We start from the raw sequence: 23,199 nt of genomic DNA, 5'->3' as shown, positions 1-23,199 counted from the left end.
AGAAGCCGCAGCTTCCGCGTTTGAGCGGAGGCTGCGGCTTCTTGCGTGTGCGGTCGGCTGAGGGCACGGGGCGAATTCCTGGCTGTTCAACGGAAATCTGTGACTCTGCAGTGCCTGAGCAAATTGTTGGATCGATCCACGGTGTTCTGCGGTCTGAAACCACCGTGGATCGACCCAACAAATCGCGGTCACCCGGGCGCCCTTGGTCTCACGATGCTGGATGACACACCCCGATGTGACGAATGCCACTCGCCCATTTTCCGGCCGATGCACCCGTAGTGCGAACGGCCGCCTTGCCGTGTGAACGCTGGGAAGCGGGGCATCGTCCTTGGTGAGGGGTCTACTTCCGTAGTCATCGAATCCGCCCGGAGGCTCTTCGGGAACAAAAGAACTTAGGGTAGGTTTCCCTAATGCGAGCCGCGCTTCGCGGTGCGCATCATCGAAGGAGGAAACCTCACAGTGACGACTTCTCTGCTCTACGACACCGAAGCGACACCCACTTCAGCACCCCTTCAGACTCCCGAAATTCCCCACCCGGACGCCGCCGGCACCTTCAGCGATCGTGGCGCCCACACCGATGCCCTCCTCGGCGCCCACAGCGCAGACGAGTACACATCGCTCATGCACGACGTCGTCGACATCCTCGGCGATCGGTTCCGCACAACTGAGCGGGCCGCCTCGGCGAAGGAACGCTCCGGACTCCAGGCCGCCGTCGACGCCGTGGATCTCGACACCGCAGGCGTCGGCAACGCCGAAGCCCTGCGCGAGGTCGACGCTCTCTACGCCGACAATGCCGTGTGGTTCCACCACCCCAGCTACGTCGCCCACCTCAACTGCCCGGTCGCCGTGCCCGCCGTCGCCGCCGAAGCGATGCTCGCCGCCATCAACACCTCGGTCGACACCTACGACCAATCCGAGGTTGCCACCCTCATGGAGCGCCGCCTCATCGACTGGACCTGCGGCCACCTCGGCTTCGCCGGCGGCGACGGAATCTTCACCTCCGGAGGCACCCAGTCGAACCTCCAGGCACTGTTCCTCGCCCGCGAAAACGTCCTCGCCGAGGCAGCGGGACACGTTGAGGCCAATGACGCCGAATCCCGCCGAGGCGGCCCTGACCTGGGCGCGCCCAACCGCCGCGACCTGCTGTCCCGGCTGCGGATCCTTGCCACCGACCAGGCCCACTTCTCAGTGTCCCGCGCTGCGTTCCTCCTCGGTCTCGACGCCGAGGCGGTCGTGACCGTCCCGACCGACCGGTCCGGTCGCATGGATGCCGAAGCGCTCAACGCCAGCCTGCTCGCGATCGAGGCGAACGACCAGATCCCCATGGCCGTCGTCGCCACCGCGGGAACCACCGACCTCGGTGTCATCGACCCGCTCGAGACCATCGCCGAGGTCTGCGAATCAGCGAACGTGTGGCTGCACGTCGACGCCGCATACGGCGGCGGACTGCTCTGGGCCCCACAACGCGCCCACCTGCTCGACGGGATCTCCAGGGCCACCTCGGTGACCATCGACTTCCATAAGACGTTCTTCCAGCCCGTGTCCTCATCGGCCCTGCTCATCAGGGACGCGAGCTTGTTCGCGCCGACGATCCACCACCACGACTACCTCAACCCCGAAGCCGAAGCGCAAGAAGCCGACGCCGAACCGAACCAAGTCGACAAGTCCCTGCAGACCACCCGCCGCTTCGACGCGCTCAAGCTCTGGACAACGCTGCGCGCCCGCGGAGCAGGGGAGATCGGATCGATGCTCGACACCGTCTGCGACCTCGCGACCGACGTCCGGGCGCTGCTCGAGGACCAGGCGGACTTCGAAGTGCTCGGCGCCTCGGACCTGTCCACGGTGCTCTTCCGATTCACCCCGGCGACCGCGGACCAGGACACCTGCGACGAACTCGTCCCGCTCATCCGTCGAGTCCTCTTCCGCTCCGGCCGCGCAGCCATCGCCCGCACCGTCATCGACGGCACGCCGTGGCTCAAACTCACCCTGCTCAATCCCGACACCCGCATCGACGACGTCACCGCCGTGCTCGACCTCGTCCGTGCCACCGGGCACGGCATCCTCGCCGGCCGGGACCTCGAGGACGCAGCGACAGAAGGAGGCGCAGCATGAGCGCAGATTCCACACACATTCACGACATCCTCGGCGTCGGCATCGGACCCTTCGGACTCGGCCTGGCCGCACTGTCGGAACCGCTCGACGACGTCGACGCGATCTTCCTCGACCAGCGCCCCGAATTCCGCTGGCACCCGGGCATGATGATCGAAGGCTCTACCATCCAAGTGCCGTTCCTGGCCGACCTCGTCACCATGGCCGACCCCACCTCGCCGTACTCATTCCTCAACTTCCTCAAGGAGCGCAAGCGGCTCTACCCGTTCTACATCCGCGAATCGTTCTACCCCCTGCGCGCCGAATTCGACGAATATTGCCGGTGGGTCGCCGCCCAACTGGATACGCTGCGATGGAATCGTCGCGTCGTGTCCGTGACCAGGGACGACGGTGTGTACACCGCCCTCGCCGAGGTGGTCGATGACTCCGGCTCGATCCTGACGACCGAGACCTACCGCGCTCGGCATCTCATCCTCGGGGTGGGAACGCAGCCGGTGCTGCCACCTGTGCTGCAGGGGCTCGGGGGAGGAGCCGGCGACTCGCCCGCTGCCGGCCCGGACGGTGCCGCCGGCTTGCCCGCTGCCGGCCCGCTCATCCACACCGCCGACTATCTCGAGAACCGGGATGCGCTGCTCGACTCGGGGGCGATCACGATCATCGGCAGCGGCCAGTCCGCCGCTGAGATCTACCGTGACCTCGTCGACGACGCAGAAGACCGCGGAGTGCGCCTGGACTGGGTGACCCGCTCGCCGCGGTTCTTCCCGATGGAGTATACGAAGCTCACCCTAGAGATGACCTCCCCGGAGTACACCGACCACTTCCGGGCCCTGCCCGATGAACTGCGCGAACGTGTCGGCCGGGAACAGCGCACGCTGTACAAGGGCATCTCCGCCGACCTCGTCGACGACATCCACGACACTCTCTACCGACTCAGCCGCGGCGGGCGGCAGCTGCTGACGAACCTCGTCTCCGAAGCCGAACTCGAGACCGCCGAGATTGATCCGATCAGCGGCGAATACCTGCTCGGCTTCCGCAACACGGCACTGGACAAGACGTTCACTCGGCGGTCCGGATCCGTGGTCGCCGCCACCGGATACAAATCGCAGGTTCCGGACTTCCTCAGCCCTCTCGGCGACGACATCCGTCTGGACTCCCGAGGCCGCCTCGACGTCAGCCGCCACTACACGATCAACGACGAAGGAACCATCCACGTCCTCAACGGCGAAGAGCACACCCACGGCGTGACCGCCCCCGACCTCGGCTTCGGCCCGTGGCGGGCCTCGGTGGTGCTGGCCGCAGTGACCGGCCGGGAACCCTATCCGATCGAACGGACCATCGCCTTCCAGACCTTCGGGGTGCCGGCCGACGAATCCGATGCCGTGCCCGATGCCGCCTTCGCACTCGACGACTCCAAGGAGATGTCACACGCATGACCACCGAACTCATCACCAGCCTGACCACCACCGAGGCGGACGAAACCGATCCGACCGATTCTGCTGTTGGTGCGAACGCCACCTGTACGCGCACGGACCGCAGTTCGGACATGAAGCTCACGGCCGCCTCGGCGACAGTGACCATCCGTCCGCTCGACGTCGACCGGGACACCGCCCGGATCCACGGGTGGCTGACCCACCCGCGCGCTCACTACTGGATGATGACCGACCTCGACGAGAACGAGGTCCGGACCTACTTGAATGGCATTCGCGACTCCGCGGACGACGCCGGTTGGGTTGGCTCCGTCGACGGCACCGACTGCTTCTACGTCGAAACCTACACTCCGGACACCCTCATCCCGCAGAACATCGTGGCGACCGGGCCCGCGGACATCGGGATGCACCTGCTCGTCGCACCGCCGGCAGGACCGGCCGTGCATGGCCTCACCGACCGCATCATGGCGGAGGTCATCGACTTCTGCCTGAAGCCTGTTGACCAGGGAGGACGCGGTGCCGAGCGCGTCATCGTCGAACCCGATGCCAGGAACGACGCGATCATCGAGAAGAACCGAGCTGCCGGTTTCACCCCCATCACCGAAGCGACCATCATGATGGGCGAGATCGAGAAACCGGCGCTCGTCAGTGTGTGCACTCGCGCGGATTTCGAGGCCAGCGCGCTGGCTCCGTTCGTCACGGCCGGTGCTCGGGAGTCGCGCGTGGCAGAGACCGGCGAGTCGGACAGTGACCGGAGGTCCACCAAATCACGCACGGGCCGGACATTCGCAACCCCGCCGGCACCGTACGCCCACCTCAACGGGGATGCGTTCGCCGTCGTGCAGCGCCACCTCGTCGCCAAAGCCCTGTCCGAATTCGCCCACGAACGACTCATCGCACCGGTGAGCCTCGGCGAGGGTGAAGGAGCGGCCGCGAACGGCAGTGCACATCCGGTCGGGGGAGCCGCCTCGGCGAATGGCGAGGGCCAGACCTGGGAACTGAGCATCGACGGCGCCAGCCGATACACGTTCACCGCGCGTGTGCTGCCGCTCGAGCACTGGGTGATCGACGAAGCGAGCATCACCCGGTGGCGCGACGGTACCGAGGTGCCGCTCGACGCGCAGGAACTCGTCGTCGAACTCCAAGACGAACTCTCCATCCCGGAGGACCTCATCTCCACCTACCTCGAGGAACTCGCCTCGACCCTGGCCGGGGCCGCGTTCAAACTCGAGGACGCCCGAGCCGGGCGCAGACCCGATGCACGTGCACTCGTCGAAGCGGATTTCCAGACCACCGAGGCGGCCATGACCGAAGGCCATCCGGGGTTCCTCGCGAACAATGGTCGCATCGGCTTCGGTCTCAGTGACTTCCGCAAGTGGGCGCCGGAGAACGGACAGCTCAACCGCATCGAATGGGTGGCAGTGAGGCGTGAACTCAGCCATCTGTCTTTGGGAGTCGGACTCGACGAGGAGAGCCACCTCGGTGAGGCTCTCAGCGAAGCCGAACGGGATCTCTTCGGGTCCCGGATCCGGGCGGCGGGACAGGATCCTGCGGACTTCCACCTCATGCCGATCCATCCCTGGCAGGCCGACCACCGCCTGGCGATCACCTTCGCCGCGGACATCGCGCGCGGCGATCTGCTGCCGCTCGGGGAAGGGCTCGATAAGCACCAGGCGCAGCAGTCCCTGCGCACGTTCTTCAACCATTCGCGGGCCGGAGCTCCGTATGTCAAGGTCGCGCTCGCCGTGCAGAACATGGGATTCCTGCGTGGGCTGTCGCCGAAGTACATGCGCGACACTCCAGCCATCAACGACTGGGTTGCTGGCTTGGTGGGCTCCGACCCCACCTTCGCCGAGGCGGGCTTCCGAGTGCTGCGGGAGCGTGCCGCGCTCGGGTACACGGGGGACGTCTACCACCGGACGAAGGAGACGAACCCGCACCGGAAGATGCTCGCCGCCCTGTGGCGGGAGAACCCCGTCGAGCAGATCGAACCAGGTCAGAAGCTCATCACGATGGCCGCCCTGCTGCATCGGGATCACCAGGGGGTGTCGCTGGCCGGCGAGCTCATCAGCGCATCAGGCCTGAGCACCGCGGCATGGCTGCGCAGCTACCTGCGGGCGTACCTGAAGCCGCTTGTCCATGCGCTGCTGGCCCACGATCTCGTGTTCATGCCGCACGGGGAGAACCTCATCCTCGTCCTCGACGAGCATGTGGTCACCGGGGCGTTCATGAAGGACATCGGTGAGGAGGTCGCCGTGCTCGGCCACCGCGAGCTGCCTGCCGATGTCGAGCGCATCCGCGCCGTGGTGTCGGGGGAGGAGAAGGCCCTGTCGGTGTTCACCGATATGTTCGACGGGGTCCTGCGGCACCTCTCCGGCATCCTCGACGGCGATGGACTGCTGCCGGCCGAGAGATTCTGGGCGATCGTCGCCGAGACCCTCGACGACTACGAAGCGGAGCACCCGGATGATGCGCGCGGTGTCAGCGGCGACGTGGATCTGCGTGCCGACCACTTCGCTCATTCGTGCCTCAACCGGCTGCAGCTGAAGAACACGAAGCAGATGGTCGACATCGGCAACCAAGCCGAATCACTGCTCTACGCGGGCACGATGCCCAACCCGGTGGCTCGCTGAGTCATAGGGGGCCACGCCGACCGCTCACCTGAGCGGCGACCGCTCGTCGCATAACTTGATACAGCGACGGCAACTCGAGCGCTCAGTGAAGGATGACTGAGCCAGTGCGTGCGCTCGCCGCTGCGCTGAGCGGTCTGTGATTCGACGCAGCAGAACATGCCACTCGCCGAGGCGGGACTCCGGAAAGGAGTCCCGCCTCGGCGAGTACCATTGACAGTGAAACCGACCTTTGCTGCAGAGCCGACCGGAGACCACTGTATGACTCCCGAGCAGACTTCACTCATCGAACGGATCCGTGCGCTCATTGCCGAAGAGCCCGTGGTTCGAGAGGTCTCGATGTTCGGCGGCCGCGCGGTCATGGTCAACGAGAAGATGATCGTCAGTGCTGGTAAGACGGGTGATCTGCTGGCGCACATCGATCCCGACCGTCACGATGAGCTCCTCAAACGTCCCGAAGCTGCCCAAGCTGAGATGGGAACCGGTCGGGACATGGGACCGGGGTGGATCAACGTGAGCGCAGAGTCTGTCCGTGATGACGAACAGCTGGCATTCTGGGTCGAGACCGCCTTGGATTTCAACCGGACGGTGACAGGCCAGCACAACTGAGTCCGCCGCGCGAGCGGTTAGTATCATTCCAACGGTTGCCTGTGCGTCGATGCGCAGATTCACGAACCGGTTCTCAGACTCAAAGGTGTGCGCATGGCGAAGCAGAACGATCGGCCGACCCTGGCCACGGTCGCTGCGCGTGCCGGCGTGAGCATCAAAACCGCCTCCCGCGTCCTCAACGGCGAAAAGCACGTTGCCGCCTCGACGGCGGAGAAAGTCGAAGCTGCCGCCGAAGAGCTCGGATTCCGCCTCAACCCCACGGCCAGACGCTTGCGTGCCGGAGGCCGCTCACCCTATATCGGCGTCGTCCTCTCCGACGCCGGTGACGCCTTCCAATCACGTGCCTTCGCCGCAGTGGAAGCCGAGCTCGCAATCCTCGACCTGCGCCCGGTGGTGACCGTGGTCGGTGACGACCCGAACCGAGAGGAAGCCTTCCTCGACGAATGCCTCGCCAACGACCTGACCGGGCTCATCGTCATCCGCGCCCACCCCGAGGCGGCCGAGACCTACGCACGAGCCGCCTCGGCGCCGGGCACTCGAATCGTCTCCCTCGACCCAGCGGTCGAAGGCCCTGGAATCAGCATCGTCGCAGGCGACGATCGTGAGGCGGGACGCCTCGCGGCCGAACAGCTGCTCGCTCACGGGCACATGGCACTCGGCGTCATCGGCGACCATTCGCCCAGCCTCATCACCACCCGCCGACTGCAGGGAATCCAGGACGCCATCGCCGGCCGCCGCGGCGTCGGCTGGCGCGCCTATATGCGCGAAGACGCCCACGACGAAGCCAGCGCGAAGAACGTCGTCGCCGCCTGGCTCGGTTCCCGCAGCGCACCCGGAGCCCTGATCACCCTGTCCGCCACAGTGACCCAAGGTGCCATCGACGCCTGCCGCCGCCTCGGCGAATGGCCGGCACTGGTCGGCATCGACGATTTCCCCACGGCCGAACTCCTCGATGTCACCGTCGTCGATCGCAACGTCGGATCCCTCGCCGCCGAGGCGGTCCGACGACTCCGGGTCGGTGTCGAACCCAGCGATGCTGGCGAGGGCGGGGACCGCCTCGGCGAAGGGGATGGCCCGATTGCGGGGGAGGCGAACCGGCGCGATCGAGTCGACGACGGCGTGCCCGATTTCGACAATGCGCTGTGCGTCATCGCTCGTGGCAGCGGTGAAGAGCCGCCGGACACCCGCTGAAGATTTTTGTCGAAACAGTTGACAGCAGGCGGCGTTCAGCGAATCATATTCAACAGCCTGACAACGTTGTCAGAAAGATTGAAAGGTTCACAATGAGGCACAACCTTAAGTCCCACAAAAAGCTGGCGCTCCTCGGTGCCTCCGTCGCGATCGGCGCTCTTGCGCTCAGCGGCTGCGGCAATCAGAAGGGCCAGGGAAACGACGAGGCCGACAGCGGATCCGGCGGCGACGGGGACGTCACCATCGCGCTGCTGCTGCCCGAGTCGAAGACCACCCGGTACGAGTCGCTCGACAAGCCGAACTTCGAGAAATACCTCAAAGAAGCCAACCCAGACGCGAAGGTCGAATACCGCAACGCCAATCAGGACGCGACTCAACAGCAGCAACAGGTTGAGGCGGCCGTGACCGAAGGCGTCGACGCCATCGTCCTCGACCCCGTCGACGCTTCCGCAGTCTCATCCGCGCTGTCGAAAGCCGAAGCGAAGAAGATCCCGGTCATCTCCTACGACCGCTTCTTCGAAGGTGCGGATTACTACACCTCGTTCGACAACAAGAAGATCGGCAACCTGCAGGGCCAGGCCGTCCTCGACGGGCTCAAAGACGCCGGCGTCGACCCGAAATCGGGACCGGTCTGGATGGTCAATGGTGATCCGAAGGACCCGAACGCCGCGGACTTCAAGGCCGGCGCCGAAGAGACCCTCAAGGGCGCAGGCGTGGACATCGCCGCCAGCCACGACACTCTCGACTGGAACCCCGACGACGCCCGCCAGTGGGTCGAAGGTCAGCTGCAGGGCAAGGGCGAGAAGCCGATCGCGATCTACTCTGCCAACGACGGCACCGCCGGCGGCGTCATCGCCGCAACGAAGAAAGCCAAGGTCGAACCCGTCGTGACAGGTCAGGACGCCGAGGTCGACGGTCTGCAGAACATCCTCAAGGGTGACCAGTACGCCACGATCTACAAGTCGATCCCACCGCAGGCCGAGTTCGCCGCCAAAGCCGCCGTGGCCCTGGCCGCAGGCGAGGACGTCGACGCGGGCACGACCTACAAGGACACCCCCACGGACTTCGTCGAAGCCAAGGTCGTCACCACCGACACCATCAAAGACATCGTTGGTGACCAGATCAAGGCCGAGGACATCTGCACAGGCAAGGTGGAGAAGCTCTGTGCCGATGCCGGCGTGAAGTGAGCGTGCGCGTTCACAATCTGACGTGACCGACCTCGAGCCGGCGACCGCCACCGGTCGCCGGCTGCCGGGGTCAACGACTGCGACAAGTAGGAACAGATGACATCAGAGACACCCGACCCGGCAACTGAGGCGACGCGGACGCTGGGCAGCGACAGCGAGCCGGTGCTCGAACTGCGCGGAATCAACAAACGGTTCGGTGCAGTCCAAGCCCTGACCGACATCCATCTCAGCGTCGGTCGCGGCGAAGTCGTCGGCCTCGTCGGCGACAACGGCGCCGGCAAATCGACCCTGATCAAGGTCATCGCCGGAGTCCACGCCGCCGATGACGGCGAACTCATCATGAACGGGACGGCGCAGAGATTCTCCTCCCCGAAGGATGCACAGAATGCCGGAGTGGCCACGGTGTTCCAGGATCTGTCCCTGTGCGAGAACCTCGACGTGGTGGCCAACCTGTTCCTCGGACATGAGAAGACCCGCGGCGGCGTCCTCGACGAAGTGACGATGGAAGCCAAATCCTGGGAGCTGCTGCGCAGCCTCTCGGCAAAGATCCCGAGCGTGCGCGTACCGATCGCGGCCCTGTCCGGCGGTCAACGTCAGACGGTCGCGATCGCCCGGTCCCTCCTCGGCGAACCATCCTTGGTCATGCTCGATGAACCGACGGCGGCACTCGGCGTCGCCCAGACGGCCGAAGTGCTCAACCTCATCGAACGGCTCAAAGAACGCGACCTCGGCGTGCTGCTCGTCAGCCACAATATGGCCGATGTGCAGGCGGTGTGCGACCGGGTGCACGTGCTGCGGCTGGGCAAGGACGCCGGTGATTTCCCCGGTGACGAGCGCACCGATGTGCTGGTCGCCGCGATCACCGGAGCCAGCGACAATGTCGTGACCAAACGCGCCGCACGGAGGGGTGAGCGTCGATGACCCGCAATTCCTTCATCACCGATGAGCGGATCTCGTCCGAAGGCGTGATCGGCACCTTCGTCCGCCGGGTCAAAGAGGGGCAGCTGGGGTCGTTCCCGGTCATCCTCGCACTCATCGTCATCGTCATCGTATTCCAGTCGGCCGACTCGAACTTCATCTCTCCGGCCAACCTAGTCAACCTCTCCACTCAGGTCGCGTTCCTCGCGATCCTGGCTCTCGGCATCAACCTCATCCTGCTCCTCGGCGAGATCGATCTGTCTCTGGCGCAATTGGGCGGTTTGGCCGCCTCGCTGCTCGGTGTCTTGGTGGTAAGGCAAGGTGTGCCGCCGGCCTTGGCGCTGGTCATCATGCTGCTGCTCGGCCTAGTCGTCGGCGCGATTCAAGGTTGGTTCTTCGCCGTCGTCGGCATCCCGGCGTTCGTCGTCACCTTGGCCGGTCTGCTCGCGTTCACCGGTCTGACTCTGACGACATTGGGCACGCAGAAGAACCTGTCGATGTCGGACACCTTCGCCTTCGACTTCGCCAGCTTCTACTTTCCTGCGATCTGGGCCTATATCTTCGGCGCCGTCGCGATCATCGGCTTCGGCTGCGGCATCATCTATTCGAAGCTGCGCCGCCACCGGGAGGGTCTCAGCGCTCCGAGCTGGATCTCTGTGATCGTGCGGATCGTGCTGCTGGCCGCGATCGTGTTCGGGTTCCTCATCCTCGTCAATCAGGACTTCGGTCTGGCGATGCCTTTCTTCCTCATGATCGTCATTGCGATCATCATCGACCTCGTGCTGCGCAAGACCCGCTACGGTCGTTCCATCTACGCCGTCGGCGGCAAGGTCGAAGCTGCACGGCGTGCCGGCATCCGCGTGACCTGGGTGCGCATCAGCGTGTTCATGGCAGCCGGAGTGCTGGCCGCATTGTTCGGCTTCATCAAGACCGGTGTGACGACAAATGCGGGATCGACGCTGGTGAGCACGCAGGACCTGCTCAATGCGATCGCTGCAGCTGTCATCGGCGGCACCTCGCTGTTCGGCGGACGCGGAACCGCCTGGGCAGCCGTGCTCGGTGCTCTGGTCGTCGGTGCGATCAACAACGGTCTCTACCTCATCGGCTTCAACTCCGATGCACAGCAGATCATCACCGCACTTGTTCTGCTCACCGCAGTTGTCATCGATGCGCTCAGCCGCCGCGGTCAGAGGTACGTCGGGCGCGGGTAGTGGGGCGTTAAGCTCTCTCTGCCGACCGCTCGCCTTAGCGTCGAGCGCGCAATGCATAGCTTGATACAGCGACGTTGAGTCGAGCGGTCGGTGCTGAGCATCCAAGCAGAGTATGGAGTCGCCCGTGTCCGACCGGGCTGATACAGTCGGAGCCAATGACATGGGGTGCCTCATGAGGATCCGTTCGCACCAAGACGCTGCGCACGGAGGACACCGAGGCTGAGAGAACACCCATCGAACCTGATCTGGGCCATACTAGCGAAGGGATCGTCATGGTTGACTTCGACCTGCGTTCTGCGAATGCGCGTCTGCGCGCAAGCAATCCACTCATCCAGTGCATCACGAACACCGTCGTGCAGCAGTTCAGCGCCAACGTGCTCCTGGCCATCGGCGCCTCCCCGGCAATGCTCGATCACGAAGCAGACGCCGGTCAGTTTGCCGGGATCGCCAGCGGAATCCTCGTCAACTTCGGAACCGCCTCGAACCACCAGCTGCTCGCCGCCGATGCCGCCATCGACGTCGCCAACACCGCCGGAAAACCCTGGGTCCTCGACCCCGTAAGCGTCGGCGCCGTCGACTTCCGCACCTCCCGCATCCGCCGCGCCGCCGCCGATCACCCGACCGCCATCCGCGGCAACGCCTCCGAGATCGCCGCACTCGCCGGAGTCGGACTCGGTGGTCGTGGAGTCGACTCCACCGATGAAGTCGACGCCGTCCTACCCGCTGCCGCGAAGCTGGCCCGAGAGACCGGTGCCATCGTCGCCGTCTCCGGACCCACCGATGCCGTCGTCGCCCACATCGACGGCACTGACCACGTCGCCCGCATCTCAGGTGGACATGAGTTCATGCCGCTCGTCATCGGCACCGGCTGCTCACTCGGTGCCGTCACCGTCGCCTACCTGGCCGCCGCCCGAGCCGGACTCGCCGACCCCGACGCCGACGTCTCAGCCGTCAACGCCACTGAGCAGTCCGCGAACGGTGGGGACGCCTCGGCGAAGTTCGAAGCCGTCGTCGCCGCCCACGCCCACTTCGCGGTCGCCGGGGAACTCGCCGCCGATGGTGCGAAGGGGTCCGGCAGCTACTCGGTGAACTTTCTCGACGCACTCCACACCGTCGACGGTGACCGACTCGCACAGGCGAGAATCGGCCTCGACACGCTCACCGCCGGCGAAGGCGTCCAGGCATGACCGCCGGATCCGCCCACATCGCCGACAACCCGGCTGACGACGGCGCGACCGCGAACGACCGAGACGGCTCGGCCGACCGCTTCGCCGGAATCGACACGCGCCTCTACCTCGTCACCGACTCCGCGCAATGCGAGGCCGCCGGCCGCAGCGTCGCCGAAACCGTGCAGGCCGCCGTCGCCGGGGGAGTGGGCATCGTCCAGGTCCGCGACAAAGACATCGACGATGCAGGCTTCTATTCGCTCACCCGCCAGGTCATCGCCGCCGTCGACGCCGCCACCCGCGACACCGACCGCACGGTCCCCGTCGTCCTCAACGACCGCGTCGAGGTGGCCCGCCGCCTCATCGACGAAGGCGAGAACGTGCACATCCACGTCGGCCAAACTGACACCACCGTCGCCGAGGTGCGCGCCGCCCTGGGTGCGGAACCGCTCATCGGTCTCTCGGCCGCGAACAGCGACGAATTCGCCGCCGCCCGAGACTCCGGAGTCGTCGACCTCGTCGGCATCGGACCGGTCTTTGACACCTCCACGAAAGCAGACGCCCCCGGCGGAATCGGACCGGACCGCCTCGGGGAACTGGTCGCAGAAGCGGGCATCCCCGCGGTCGCGATCGGCGGCATCAACGCCGATCGTGCCCCTGACCTGCAGGGACGTGGGCTGATCGGGATCTGCGTGGTCTCGGCGATCTGCATGGCCGACGATCCGAAGACGGCAGCAGAGGAGCTGCTCGCCGCATACGCCGGGAGTGCACAGTGACAACCCGCCCGCCGATCACCCTGTCCATCGCCGGCACCGATCCCTCCGGCGGTGCCGGAATCCATGCCGACCTCAAGACCTTCACCGCGCGGAAGACCATGGGCACGACCGTCATCACCGCCCTCGTCGCGCAGAACACGCACGGTGTGTCCCGCGTCTATCCGATCGACGTCGATTTCGTCGCCGATCAGTTCGACTCCGTGCTCGGCGACCTGCCCGTCGATGCGACGAAATCGGGGATGCTCGGCAGCCGTGACCTCGTCGAACTCGTCGTCGATCGCGCCGCCGAAGGCCGGCTCGGCTTCTATACCGTCGACCCGGTGATGATCGCGACCTCCGGCCACCGCCTCCTCGAGACCGATGCCGTCGAGGCCGTGCGCACCCACCTGCTGCCGGTCGCCGACCTCATCACCCCCAACCTCCCCGAGGCGGCCCTGCTGATCTCCGACGACGAACCCGAAGCGCAGACGACTGAAGCCATGCGTGACCAGGCTCGGCGCCTGCTCGAACGCGGCCCCGGAGCTGTCCTGCTCAAGGGCGGGCACGGCAGCGAGGACGAGGTCATCGACATCCTCGCCACCGCCGATGGCCAGGTCCGCGAGTTCACCCACCCCCGCGTGACGACGATGAACACGCACGGAACCGGGTGCACTCTGTCAGCCGCGATCACCGCCGAGGTGGCTGTCCTCGGCCGCGAACGCACAGAGATCGGGTCGGACATCCTCGGCGAGGCCGTCGGCAATGCCCTCGATTATCTTGCTCGCGCTCTCACCTCGGCTGCGGACTGGCAGCTGAGCCTGAATCCAGAGGGCGCCCACGGACCCGTCGACCACCAGGTCGACATCGTCCGCGGTCGACCCGCCTGACGTATCCATCCCGCCTGACCACCACCTCACGCGAACCGCCAACTCACTCGTTCCACCACGTCATCCGAACCACCACGTCACACGAGCACAAAGGAGTTCCCATGACCGTCACCTACACCGCCGGCCCATTGACCACCCAGCTGTGGGACCGTGTCCGCCCCATCGTCAAGCAGATCGAAGAGCTGCCGTTCCTCGCCCAGCTCGCCGACGGCAGCCTCGATCCGAAGGCCTTCGTCAACTACATCTCGCAGGACAGCCTCTACCTGAACGGATACGCCAAGGCCATGTCGTTCCTGGCCGCGAAGACCGTCGACCGTGACGAATCCCGATTCTGGGCCGGATCCGCCGCTGAGGCGATCACCGTCGAAGAGGAGATGCACGGAGAGCTGCTCGCCGATGCCCGACTCGCCTCGGCGCTGGAAGAACTCACCGCGGAAGGCTCCCGTTTCAAGGCCTCCCCGACGACGCTGGGTTACGTGTCCTTCCTCGTCGCCACGGCCGCCAGCCGTTCCTACGGCGAAGGCGTCGCCTCAGTCCTGCCCTGCTTCTGGGTGTACGCGCATATGGGCAAGGTGCTTGTCGACCGGGCCGGGCAGATGGCCGACGACCACCCCTACCGCACCTGGGTGCAGACCTACGATTCACCAGACTTCGACGAATCGACCCGCCACGCCGTGCAGATCCTCGAACAGGAACTCGCTAAGGCCCCGAGCGAGGAAGCCGCCCGCATGCGCGCCGCCTTCGAGCAGGCCTGCGTCTTCGAACTCCACTTCTGGGCCTCGGCGCACGCCATGCAGAACTGGGACGTCTCCGTGTTCCTGCCCCAGGAAGTCACCGTCTGAGCGCGGTCACCTCGGTGGGGTGAGTCTGCGGTAGAAACGCCACACGGCGAGCCCCGTGGCGGCGAGGAAAATGGCCGTCGGCACGAAAGTCAGCCATTCCGACATCGTCGCCGAACGCGCTGCCTCCGCGATGATGACGAGGATGGCGGCGATGAGCAGCGCGGTGAGTCCCGCGGTGAAGCGCAGCAGCTCCATGAGGCAGTCGAGGAGGTAGGTCTTCTCGTCGCGCTCGAGCCAATACTCCTTATGCGGGGCATTGATGAGCGAGGCCGGTAACTTCTCGAACAGCGCTCGGATCGACATGAGAACGGGCAGACCGACGCCTACGGGCACGAAGATCCCGAGGAGACCGGCCTTCGACGTCCAGTCATCGGGCTGACCGCCGGAGTCGAAGTGGGTGGCCACGTTATCGGGCGCTTGTCCCCAGAACCAGACGCAGACGCCGAGGAAGACGAGGATTGAGGCGACCGCGAAGATGAGCGCGGCGATCTCACTCGGTGGGTTACGGTGCGGCTGTGCAGAGAAAGGCATGGTGCCACTCTAACCACACCGGTGAGCAGCCCAACCGTGGCGATTGTCCGGCAGGATCGGTCCTACGGAGACGACGCAGGTTCACACCGACTGAGGCGACGGAGCCTCAGGCGCGGGAGGCTCCATAAGGGTCATCCGGGTAATGAGTGAGCGGACCGAACGATCCGAGAGCATGCCAACCGCGGCGCAGAGTCGTCCACAGAAGCACGTGATCGACCTCGATGAGGGGCACTCGGTCGTGCTTCGGGCAGGCGAACCGACCGATGAAGAACACAACGGTCGCAAACATCACTGCGATCATGAACAGAATCAAAAGATCCATGGCGGCCCCCTCACATCCTGATACGAATGCCTCTCTTTCAGTCTCGCCCCAAAATACAGAGAAAGATAGGGCTATCCCACCTTGTGAGCGTGAAGGTGATCAAAATCAACTCGGGTGTGAGACGCCGTTCATGCAAAGGACGAGGCGAGGCTCTCGGCAGCGCTGATGACGGCTCGGGCGGCCGCTCGTCCCTGGTCGGGGGTGATCGAGGACGGGAAGGTGAAGCGCACACTCGTCTGCGCGACCTCGGGCGCGACCCCTAAGGCCGTGAGCACATGGGAGGGCTCATCGGAGCCGACCGCACAGGCGGAACCGCTCGAGGCCGTCGCCCCGAGGCGTTCGAGCTCGAGCAGCACTGCCTCGCCGGAGGTGTTCGAGAAGCAGAACGACGCATGATTCGGAGTCCGAGTCGCCCGGCCGTCAGGGCCGGCCGTGCCCGCCGCGCCCGTCAGAAACGACCCGGGGACATGGCTGAGCACTGTGGAGATGAACTCATCGCGGATGGCTCGGACACGATCGGCGGCCTCATGCCGATCCGCCTCGGCGAGTTCGAGTGCCGTGGCGAACGCAACGGCCAAAGCCACGTTCTCCGTGCCCGATCGTCGGCCCGACTCCTGCCCGCCGCCGTGGATGAGTGGTTCGACGGGGACGCGGGCGCGGATCGCGGCCACACCGATGCCCTTCGGCGCCCCGACCTTATGCCCGGCCAGACTGAGCGCATCGACGCCCAACCCGGTCAGCGGCAGCCACCCGGCCGCCTGCACGGCGTCTGTATGGAAGAGGGCACCGGCCTCATGGGCGATTCCGGCCAGGGTCGGAACGTCCGCAACGGTGCCGATCTCATTGTTCGCATAACCCACGCTCACAAGCACGGTGTCCGGGCGGATCGCCGCCGTGAGGGCTTCGGGGGTCACCGTCCCATCGGAGGTCGGGGCCACCTCGGTGACGGTGAATCCGTGGACGCGGGTCAGGAACTCCACCGAGGCGAGCACCGCTTCGTGTTCGATGGGGGAAGTGACGATATGTCGCCGAGGCGGCATCGCGGTCCCCGCCCGACCCTGGGTCTGAGCACGACCCAGGGCCCGACCCTGGGTCTGATGCCCGAGGGCCATGCCGATGATTGCGAGGTTGTCCGCCTCGGTGCCGCCACTGGTGAACGTGATGTCCGTGGCGCGCATGCCAAGCACCTTCGCCACGCGAGCACGGGCATCGGCGAGGGCTTCGGCAGGTCCGCGACCGAATTCGTGATGGCTCGAGGGGTTGCCGAACGCCCCGGCGAGATACGGCCAAGCGGCTTCGAGGGCCTCCCTGCGCACGGGGGCCGCGGCCGCGGTGTCGAGGTAGAGGCGCCCGGTCATCTCAGGCCTCGAGGGAGAGGTCGAGACCGAGGTCGATCGCGCGGACGCTGTGGGTCAGCGCGCCCGAGGAGATGACGTCGACGCCGGTGGCGGCGATCTCCGGGATCGTCTCCAGGGTGACGTTGCCGCTGGCTTCGACGACGGCGCGGCCGCCCACGAGTTCTACGCCTTCGCGCAGCTGTGCCGGGGTGAAGTTGTCGAGCATGATGATATCGGCGCCGCCGTCGAGCACTGCGGGCACCTGGTCGAGCCGGTCGACTTCGACCTCGATCATCGTCGTATGCGGCAGACGGGCCCGGGCGGTGCGGATCGCCTCGGCGACGCTGAGCCCGGCTCCGGTGAGCACGGCGAGGTGATTGTCTTTGGCCATGACCGCGTCGGAGAGGCCGAAGCGGTGGTTGTGCCCGCCGCCGCAGACGACGGCGTGCTTCTCGAACGCGCGCAGCCCCGGAGTCGTCTTGCGGGTGTCGACGATGCGCGCCCGCCGGGCGGCGGCATCGACATAGGCGCGGGTCTGGGCGGCGATTCCGCTCATGCGCTGGCAGAAGTTCAACGCGATCCGTTCGGCCTGCAGCACCGCCCGAGCGGGACCGGCGACCGTGGCAAGCACCTGACCTGCGGTGAAAGCGTCTCCGTCGGCGGCAGCGAGGTCGACCGTGACACTCTGGTCGACGAGTGCGAAGGCTCGGGCGAAGACCTCGATTCCGGCGAGCACCCCGTCTTCGCGGGCACGCAGCTCGGCCCTCGCCGAGGCGGCGGCAGGGATGAAGACTTCGCCGGTGATATCGCCCCAGGGAGCGTCTTCGTCAAGGGCTGTGCGCAGTGCGGAATCGATGGTTGAAGCGGTCAGCATGCGGAGGCCTCCTGAAGCAGAGCGGTGGGCGGAGTGGCGGTGGACGGCGCGGTCGTCGACGGCGTGAGTGTCGTATCCGTGCGGGTATGCGCGCCGAGGCTGTGCTCGCGGGCCAGGGCATGCCGAGCCATATGTTCGGCGATGAGGGCGAGATTCGCGGTCTCGAGTGCGTCGGCGAGGGCCGCAGCTGGGGTGGTGGGGTGATCATCGGCGTTGTGGGCACGGTTGGCGGAGGTGCCGGCATTGCGGGTCCCGTCGTTGCGGGCACCGTCACCGAGGCGGTCGAGCAGGGTCCGTAGGCCCGTGGCGGTGCGCTCCACGCCGAGATGAGCCCAGGTCAGGTCCTGCAGCTCGGTTCGTGTCAGTGCCGTCTGGTGGAGTGAACGGGACTGGGGGAGTGGGAGTTCATGGTCTCTGTTGACCGGCAGCGCGTCGATCGCCGCGGCGGCGCGGGCGGCGAAGACCGCGCCTTCGAGCAGAGAGTTCGAGGCCAACCGATTGGCTCCGTGCACGCCGGTGCACGCGACCTCGCCGATAGCGAAGACTCCGTGGATGCTCGTGCGACCATCGCGATCCGTGGTCACCCCGCCCATGAAGTAGTGGGCGGCGGGAGTGACGGGGATGAGGTCCCGGGACAGATCGAGACCGTGAGCGGCCAGACCGGCGGTGATGCTCGGGAACGTCGCCTGCACATCCGGGACGGCCCGCGCATCGAGGAAGCACGGGCGTCCGTCCTGAGCCGCCTGGCGACGGTGCAGGGCGAGTGCGACGACATCACGAGAAGCGAGCTCGGCGCGATCATCGATGTCAGTCATGAACCGGTGGCCGTGCTCGTCGAGGATGAGAGCGCCGGCCCCGCGGACGGCCTCGGAGATGAGGAAACCGGGACCTGGAAGGGCGGTGGGGTGGAACTGGAAGAACTCGAGATCGGAGACCTTAGCACCGGCGCGAATGGCAGCGGCCAAACCGTCTCCGGTGGCAGCTGCCGGGTTCGTCGTGTGTGCGAAGAGCTGCCCGACACCGCCGGTGGCCAGCACGATCGCATCAGCAGCCAGGGCCGCGACGCGGCCTTCGCGGAGCACGGTGACTCCGGTGGCTGTGGCGACTCCGGTGGCTCGACCCTGTCGGCGCTCGTGGGCGTCGGTGGTGAGGATGTCGACGAGCATCGTGTCCTCGAGGAGGGTGATTCGCCCTGCGGCGACTTCGGTGCGCAGCTTCTGCGCCAGGGCGGTGCTGATCGCCCGACCGGTCGCATCACCTCCGGAATGGAAGATGCGCGGATAGGAATGCGCCCCTTCTATACCCCTGGCCCAGGCTCCGGTCGGATCGGTGTCGAAGTCCACCCCCGCCTCGGCGAGGGAGACGATCGCGTCCCCACCGGCTTCGCACAGGGAGCGCACGGCCTCCGGATCACAGTGCCCGGCGCCGGCCGTGAGCGTATCGGCGATATGGGAATCGACCGTGTCGTCGGGTCCGATGACACCGGCGATGCCGCCCTGCGCCCACTCGGTGTTCGACTCGCCGAGGCGGCCCTTCGTCACGAGCGTGACCGTGTGGCGGCCGGACAGGTGCAGTGCCGCGGTCAGCCCCGCGATCCCGGAGCCTGCGACGATGACGCGGCTCATCAGATCCGCGGCTTCGCGGCGAGCATCCGCTCCAGGGACACACGGGCAGGTTCGGCCACCTCGGCGTCGACGGAGATCTGATTGACGACCTGTCCGTCGATGAGCGATTCGAGGACCCAGGCGATATAGCCGGGGTGGATGCGGTACATCGTCGAGCACGGGCAGATGACGGGGTCGAGGCAGAAGATCTCGTGCTGAGGGTGTTCGGCGGCCAGCCGCTGGACCAGGTTGATCTCGGTGCCGATGGCGAACGTCGTCGGTTCGGTCGCCTGTTCGATGGCCTTCGTGATGTACGCGGTCGATCCGGCCTCATCGGCGGCCTCGACGGTCTCACGCGGGCATTCGGGGTGAACGATCACGCGCACGTCCGGGTGCTCAGTGCGGGCCTTGTCGATCTGGGCGGGGGTGAAGCGTTTGTGCACGGAGCAGAATCCCTGCCACAAGATGACCCGAGCCTCACGCAGCGTCTGCTCGTCGTTGTTGCCCATTGGCCTGGCGGGGTTCCACAGCGGCATCTCGTCGAGACCGATGCCCATGTTCACCGCGGTGTTGCGGCCCAGGTGCTGATCGGGGAAGAACAGGACCCGCTGCCCGCGTTCGAACGCCCATTCCAGAACCACCTCGGCGTTCGACGAGGTGCACACGATTCCGCCGTTGCGGCCGCAGAAGCCCTTGATCGCGGCCGAGGAGTTCATGTAGGTGACGGGGATGACCGGGACGCGACCGTCGGCATCGGCTTCGGTGCCGAAGACCTCGGCGAGCTGCTCCCAGCAGTCTTCGACCTGGTCGATGCTGGCCATATCGGCCATCGAACAGCCTGCGGCGAGGTTGGGCAGGATGACCGACTGCTCCGGCTTCGACAGCAGGTCGGCGGTCTCGGCCATGAAGTGGACGCCGCAGAAGACGATGGCCTCGGCCTCCGGATGGTTCTGGGCGGCCTGGGCGAGCATGAACGAGTCGCCGATGTAGTCGGCGTGTTCGACGACCTCGACTCGCTGGTAGTGGTGGCCGAGCATGACGACACGATCGCCGAGGGCGGCCTTGGCGGCGCGGATGCGGGCATCGAGCTCCTCAGGCGCGGCCTGCTTGTACTCCTCGGGGATATCGCCCTGACGTGGGGCGGCGACCGGAATCGGGTCGGCCATCGAGGAACCGGGACCGTAGCCGGGACGTTCGTCGACATCCCACGGGGCATCGAGCAGGTCCGTCGAGCACATTTCGTCGTTCGCTCCCGAGGCAGAGATGTCCTTGAGGGTGAGTTCGATCGAAGCTGTTGTGGTCATCATCGTCCTTCGCTCGGTGGGCGGGACCCGTGCCTGAAGTGCCTCGCACGTGGTGAGAGCCGCCCGAAATCTTTTGCGCAATTGTGCGTTTATTTCTTTGCGCAGATTTGAGCTTAATCCTGTCGGCGGGCGATGTACAACTCGCCGGCGATGGCTCTGCGCCGGGGGATGCAATAGGCTGTGGTCTGGCTCGCAATCCGAGTCGATGCGCACTGCGGTGGGCGCCCCCGTGAGAGTCACCGAGGCTTCGGACCGAAGCGTCGGTCTCGCCCCGCCCGCGCCGGCACCGACGACATCGCATATCTGAAGGATTCTCATGCCCGAAGCGGCACACTCGAACCAGTTCACCTCCCCCTCCACCACCGGCATCGCGGGCAACGCTGCTGCCGGTGACAATGCCCCGGCCGGCCTCGGCGCCCCGGCCAGCCCCGACGCGACGGCAGGGGCCGCCTCGGCGGAACAACCAGCCCCGTACGGCGGTCCGGTGTCCGCACCGGCAGCGCCGACTCGGCGAATCCGGACCCTCGATCTCATCAAGGCCAAGGCCGAAGGCCGGCGGTGGGCGATGCTGACCAGCTACGACCAGTACACGGCGGCCCTGTTCGAGCAGGCCGGTGTCGAGGCCCTGCTCATCGGCGATTCGGCGGCGAACAATGTCTATGGCCACACGACGACCCTGCCGGTCACCGTCGACGAACTCATCCCGCTGGCCAGAGCAGTCGCCTCGGCGACGAGCCGGGCGCTCATCGTCGCCGACCTTCCATTCGGCAGCTACGAGATCTCCGATGAACAGGCCGTGGCCACGGCCGTGCGGTTCATGAAGGAAGCCGGAGTCCACGCGGTCAAACTCGAGGGCGGGGCGCGGATGGCCTCGCGGATCAAGGCGATCACGACGGCGGGGATCCCGGTCATGGCGCACATCGGCTTCACCCCGCAGGCCGAGCACAACCTCGGCGGCTACAAGGTCCAGGGCCGCGGCGACGCAGGCAGCGCCCTGCTCGACGATGCCCGCGCCGTGGCCGAAGCCGGAGCCTTCTCCGTGGTCATGGAGATGGTGCCCTCCGGGCTGGCCGGCCAGGTCACATCCGAACTGACGATCCCCACCGTCGGGATCGGCGCCGGTGCGGACTGCGACGCCCAGGTCCTCGTATGGCAGGACATGGCGGGCCTGCGTACGGGGAAGGCCCCGCGCTTCGTCAAGCGCTACGCAGACCTGCATTCCGTGCTCACCGAGGCGGTCGGCACCTATGTCGACGAAGTGAAGTCCGGGGTCTTCCCCGAGCCCGAGAGGAGCTTCGACTGATGGAGGTCGGCGGCATCCAGGCACTGCGCCGGTGGCGGGCCGAGCAGTCGGGCCGCATCGGTCTCGTCCCGACGATGGGCGCCCTGCACTCCGGGCATCAGGCACTCATGACACGTGCACGCGCAGAGTCCGAACTCGTCGTGGCCTCGATCTTCGTCAATCCGCTCCAATTCGGTGCCGACGAGGACTTCGTCCAGTACCCGAGGCCGATCGAAGAGGATCTAAGGAAGTGCGAAGAGGCCGGAGTCGACTTCGTCTTCGCCCCGGCGCTGGCCGAGCTATACCCGTCCGCACCCGAAGTGCGAGTCGTCGCCGGGCGCATGGGGGCCGTGTTCGAAGGCGCGGCCAGGCCCGGGCACTTCGACGGCGTGCTCACCGTCGTGGCGAAGCTCTTCACCCTCATCGCCCCCGACGTCACGGTATTTGGCCTCAAGGACATCCAACAGTTCGTCCTGGTCAAACGCATGATCGCCGACCTCAACTTCGATATCGAACTCATCGGCCTACCCGTCGTCCGGGACGCCGACGGGCTGGCCATGTCGAGCCGCAACTCCTACCTGGCGCCGGACGACCGTGCCCGTGCTCTGGCGATTCCACGGGCTCTCACCGCCGCCTCCGAGGTGGCCGAGCGAGGCCGTGGGGCGGCGGAGTCCGGCATCGGTGGCGGTTCTGGCTCTGGGGCCGGCACCAGTGGTATCTCTGCTGGCTTGCCCGCTGCCGTCGAGGCGGCCGCGCTCGCCGAGCTGGAGCCGGCTGCTGAACGTGGGGATCTCGAGATCGTCTACTGCAGTCTCGTCGAGGCCGCGACCCTGCGGCCGTGCCCGCCGGACTTCACGGGATCGGCTCTGCTGCTCGTCTCCGCGACGGTCGGTGGGACTCATCTCATCGACAATCTGCCGCTGGAATTCTGACGCGGTACGCAATTGTGATGAGTTTGTGAAGATTCTGTTGAGCGATCGACATATGCATATGTAACCGATCGAGAATCATCG

20 protein-coding genes and 1 riboswitch are annotated in these 23,199 nt (G+C 66.2%); of the genes, 14 read left to right on the top strand and 6 right to left on the bottom strand.

What is annotated here, in order from left to right:
- The first annotated feature begins 459 nt into the window (after nucleotides 1-459).
- The 12 genes from ACOZ9V_RS14150 (at nucleotide 460) to ACOZ9V_RS14095 (ending at nucleotide 14,932) form a co-directional block, all read left to right on the top strand.
- On the top strand, nucleotides 460-2,112 hold the full coding sequence (locus ACOZ9V_RS14150) for a pyridoxal phosphate-dependent decarboxylase family protein (RefSeq protein WP_308423791.1): 1,653 nt from the start codon (nucleotides 460-462) through the stop codon (nucleotides 2,110-2,112).
- Entirely contained in the window at nucleotides 2,109-3,542 is a 1,434-nt protein-coding gene (locus ACOZ9V_RS14145; RefSeq protein WP_181272454.1) for a lysine N(6)-hydroxylase/L-ornithine N(5)-oxygenase family protein, read from the top strand. Before ACOZ9V_RS14150 ends, ACOZ9V_RS14145 begins: the two co-directional genes overlap by 4 nt.
- On the top strand, nucleotides 3,539-6,169 hold the full coding sequence (locus ACOZ9V_RS14140) for a GNAT family N-acetyltransferase (RefSeq protein ID WP_434591028.1): 2,631 nt from the start codon (nucleotides 3,539-3,541) through the stop codon (nucleotides 6,167-6,169). The genes ACOZ9V_RS14145 and ACOZ9V_RS14140 overlap by 4 nt, the downstream gene beginning before the upstream one ends.
- A gap of 258 nt (nucleotides 6,170-6,427) precedes the next feature.
- A complete protein-coding gene (locus ACOZ9V_RS14135) occupies nucleotides 6,428-6,775 on the top strand; it encodes a TfoX/Sxy family protein (RefSeq protein ID WP_434591025.1) in 348 nt (115 codons plus the stop codon).
- 93 nt (nucleotides 6,776-6,868) lie between these two features.
- A complete protein-coding gene (locus ACOZ9V_RS14130; protein ID WP_434591022.1) occupies nucleotides 6,869-7,966 on the top strand; it encodes a LacI family DNA-binding transcriptional regulator in 1,098 nt (365 codons plus the stop codon).
- Between the two features lie 92 nt (nucleotides 7,967-8,058).
- Nucleotides 8,059-9,153, top strand: coding sequence for a substrate-binding domain-containing protein (locus ACOZ9V_RS14125; RefSeq protein ID WP_139468400.1), 1,095 nt, complete (start codon nucleotides 8,059-8,061; stop codon nucleotides 9,151-9,153).
- A gap of 96 nt (nucleotides 9,154-9,249) precedes the next feature.
- Nucleotides 9,250-10,074, top strand: coding sequence for an ATP-binding cassette domain-containing protein (locus ACOZ9V_RS14120; protein WP_434591018.1), 825 nt, complete (start codon nucleotides 9,250-9,252; stop codon nucleotides 10,072-10,074).
- Entirely contained in the window at nucleotides 10,071-11,282 is a 1,212-nt protein-coding gene (locus ACOZ9V_RS14115) for a sugar ABC transporter permease (RefSeq protein WP_434591015.1), read from the top strand. The genes ACOZ9V_RS14120 and ACOZ9V_RS14115 overlap by 4 nt, the downstream gene beginning before the upstream one ends.
- A 151-nt stretch (nucleotides 11,283-11,433) precedes the next feature.
- Nucleotides 11,434-11,567, top strand: a riboswitch (TPP riboswitch).
- Nucleotides 11,555-12,469 (top strand): hydroxyethylthiazole kinase, encoded by a 915-nt coding sequence (locus ACOZ9V_RS14110; protein ID WP_434591012.1) that lies wholly within the window; start codon nucleotides 11,555-11,557, stop codon nucleotides 12,467-12,469. (Overlaps the previous riboswitch by 13 nt.)
- Nucleotides 12,466-13,224, top strand: coding sequence for a thiamine phosphate synthase (gene thiE / locus ACOZ9V_RS14105; RefSeq protein WP_434591009.1), 759 nt, complete (start codon nucleotides 12,466-12,468; stop codon nucleotides 13,222-13,224). Before ACOZ9V_RS14110 ends, thiE begins: the two co-directional genes overlap by 4 nt.
- The gene (gene thiD, locus ACOZ9V_RS14100; RefSeq protein WP_052239995.1) at nucleotides 13,221-14,090 is read left to right on the top strand and encodes a bifunctional hydroxymethylpyrimidine kinase/phosphomethylpyrimidine kinase; all 870 of its coding nucleotides are present in this window, start codon (nucleotides 13,221-13,223) and stop codon (nucleotides 14,088-14,090) included. The genes thiE and thiD overlap by 4 nt, the downstream gene beginning before the upstream one ends.
- A gap of 101 nt (nucleotides 14,091-14,191) precedes the next feature.
- The gene (locus ACOZ9V_RS14095; protein WP_434591006.1) at nucleotides 14,192-14,932 is read left to right on the top strand and encodes a TenA family protein; all 741 of its coding nucleotides are present in this window, start codon (nucleotides 14,192-14,194) and stop codon (nucleotides 14,930-14,932) included.
- A 6-nt stretch (nucleotides 14,933-14,938) separates the two neighbouring features.
- On the opposite strand, the gene ACOZ9V_RS14090 is transcribed toward ACOZ9V_RS14095, so the two are convergent.
- The 6 genes from ACOZ9V_RS14090 to nadA all read right to left on the bottom strand — a co-directional run bounded on the left by ACOZ9V_RS14090 (nucleotide 14,939) and on the right by nadA (nucleotide 20,904).
- Complete coding sequence (locus ACOZ9V_RS14090) at nucleotides 14,939-15,463, bottom strand: DUF1648 domain-containing protein (RefSeq protein ID WP_434591004.1); 525 nt, start codon at nucleotides 15,461-15,463, stop codon at nucleotides 14,939-14,941.
- A gap of 106 nt (nucleotides 15,464-15,569) precedes the next feature.
- Complete coding sequence (locus ACOZ9V_RS14085; RefSeq protein WP_139468407.1) at nucleotides 15,570-15,785, bottom strand: hypothetical protein; 216 nt, start codon at nucleotides 15,783-15,785, stop codon at nucleotides 15,570-15,572.
- Nucleotides 15,786-15,913: 128 nt separating this feature from the next.
- Complete coding sequence (locus tag ACOZ9V_RS14080) at nucleotides 15,914-17,143, bottom strand: cysteine desulfurase family protein (protein ID WP_434591001.1); 1,230 nt, start codon at nucleotides 17,141-17,143, stop codon at nucleotides 15,914-15,916.
- A gap of 1 nt (nucleotide 17,144) precedes the next feature.
- On the bottom strand, nucleotides 17,145-17,996 hold the full coding sequence (gene nadC / locus ACOZ9V_RS14075; protein ID WP_434590999.1) for a carboxylating nicotinate-nucleotide diphosphorylase: 852 nt from the start codon (nucleotides 17,994-17,996) through the stop codon (nucleotides 17,145-17,147).
- Nucleotides 17,990-19,621: an L-aspartate oxidase gene (gene nadB, locus ACOZ9V_RS14070; RefSeq protein ID WP_181272465.1), complete on the bottom strand. Its 1,632-nt coding sequence runs from the start codon at nucleotides 19,619-19,621 to the stop codon at nucleotides 17,990-17,992. Before nadB ends, nadC begins: the two co-directional genes overlap by 7 nt.
- Entirely contained in the window at nucleotides 19,621-20,904 is a 1,284-nt protein-coding gene (gene nadA / locus ACOZ9V_RS14065) for a quinolinate synthase NadA (RefSeq protein ID WP_181272466.1), read from the bottom strand. Before nadA ends, nadB begins: the two co-directional genes overlap by 1 nt.
- A 316-nt stretch (nucleotides 20,905-21,220) precedes the next feature.
- Here nadA and panB point away from each other — a divergent pair, with 316 nt between their 5' ends.
- Entirely contained in the window at nucleotides 21,221-22,207 is a 987-nt protein-coding gene (gene panB, locus ACOZ9V_RS14060) for a 3-methyl-2-oxobutanoate hydroxymethyltransferase (RefSeq protein ID WP_219922536.1), read from the top strand.
- Nucleotides 22,207-23,118: a pantoate--beta-alanine ligase gene (gene panC, locus ACOZ9V_RS14055; protein WP_181272467.1), complete on the top strand. Its 912-nt coding sequence runs from the start codon at nucleotides 22,207-22,209 to the stop codon at nucleotides 23,116-23,118. The genes panB and panC overlap by 1 nt, the downstream gene beginning before the upstream one ends.
- Nucleotides 23,119-23,199 lie beyond the last annotated feature (81 nt).

The sequence above is a fragment of the Brevibacterium sp. 1718 genome, assembly GCF_051131255.1.
Classification (GTDB): Bacteria; Actinomycetota; Actinomycetes; order Actinomycetales; family Brevibacteriaceae; genus Brevibacterium; species Brevibacterium sediminis.
The sequence above is the reverse complement of the archived record's forward strand: the minus strand, read 5'-3'. Positions and strand labels throughout refer to the sequence as shown.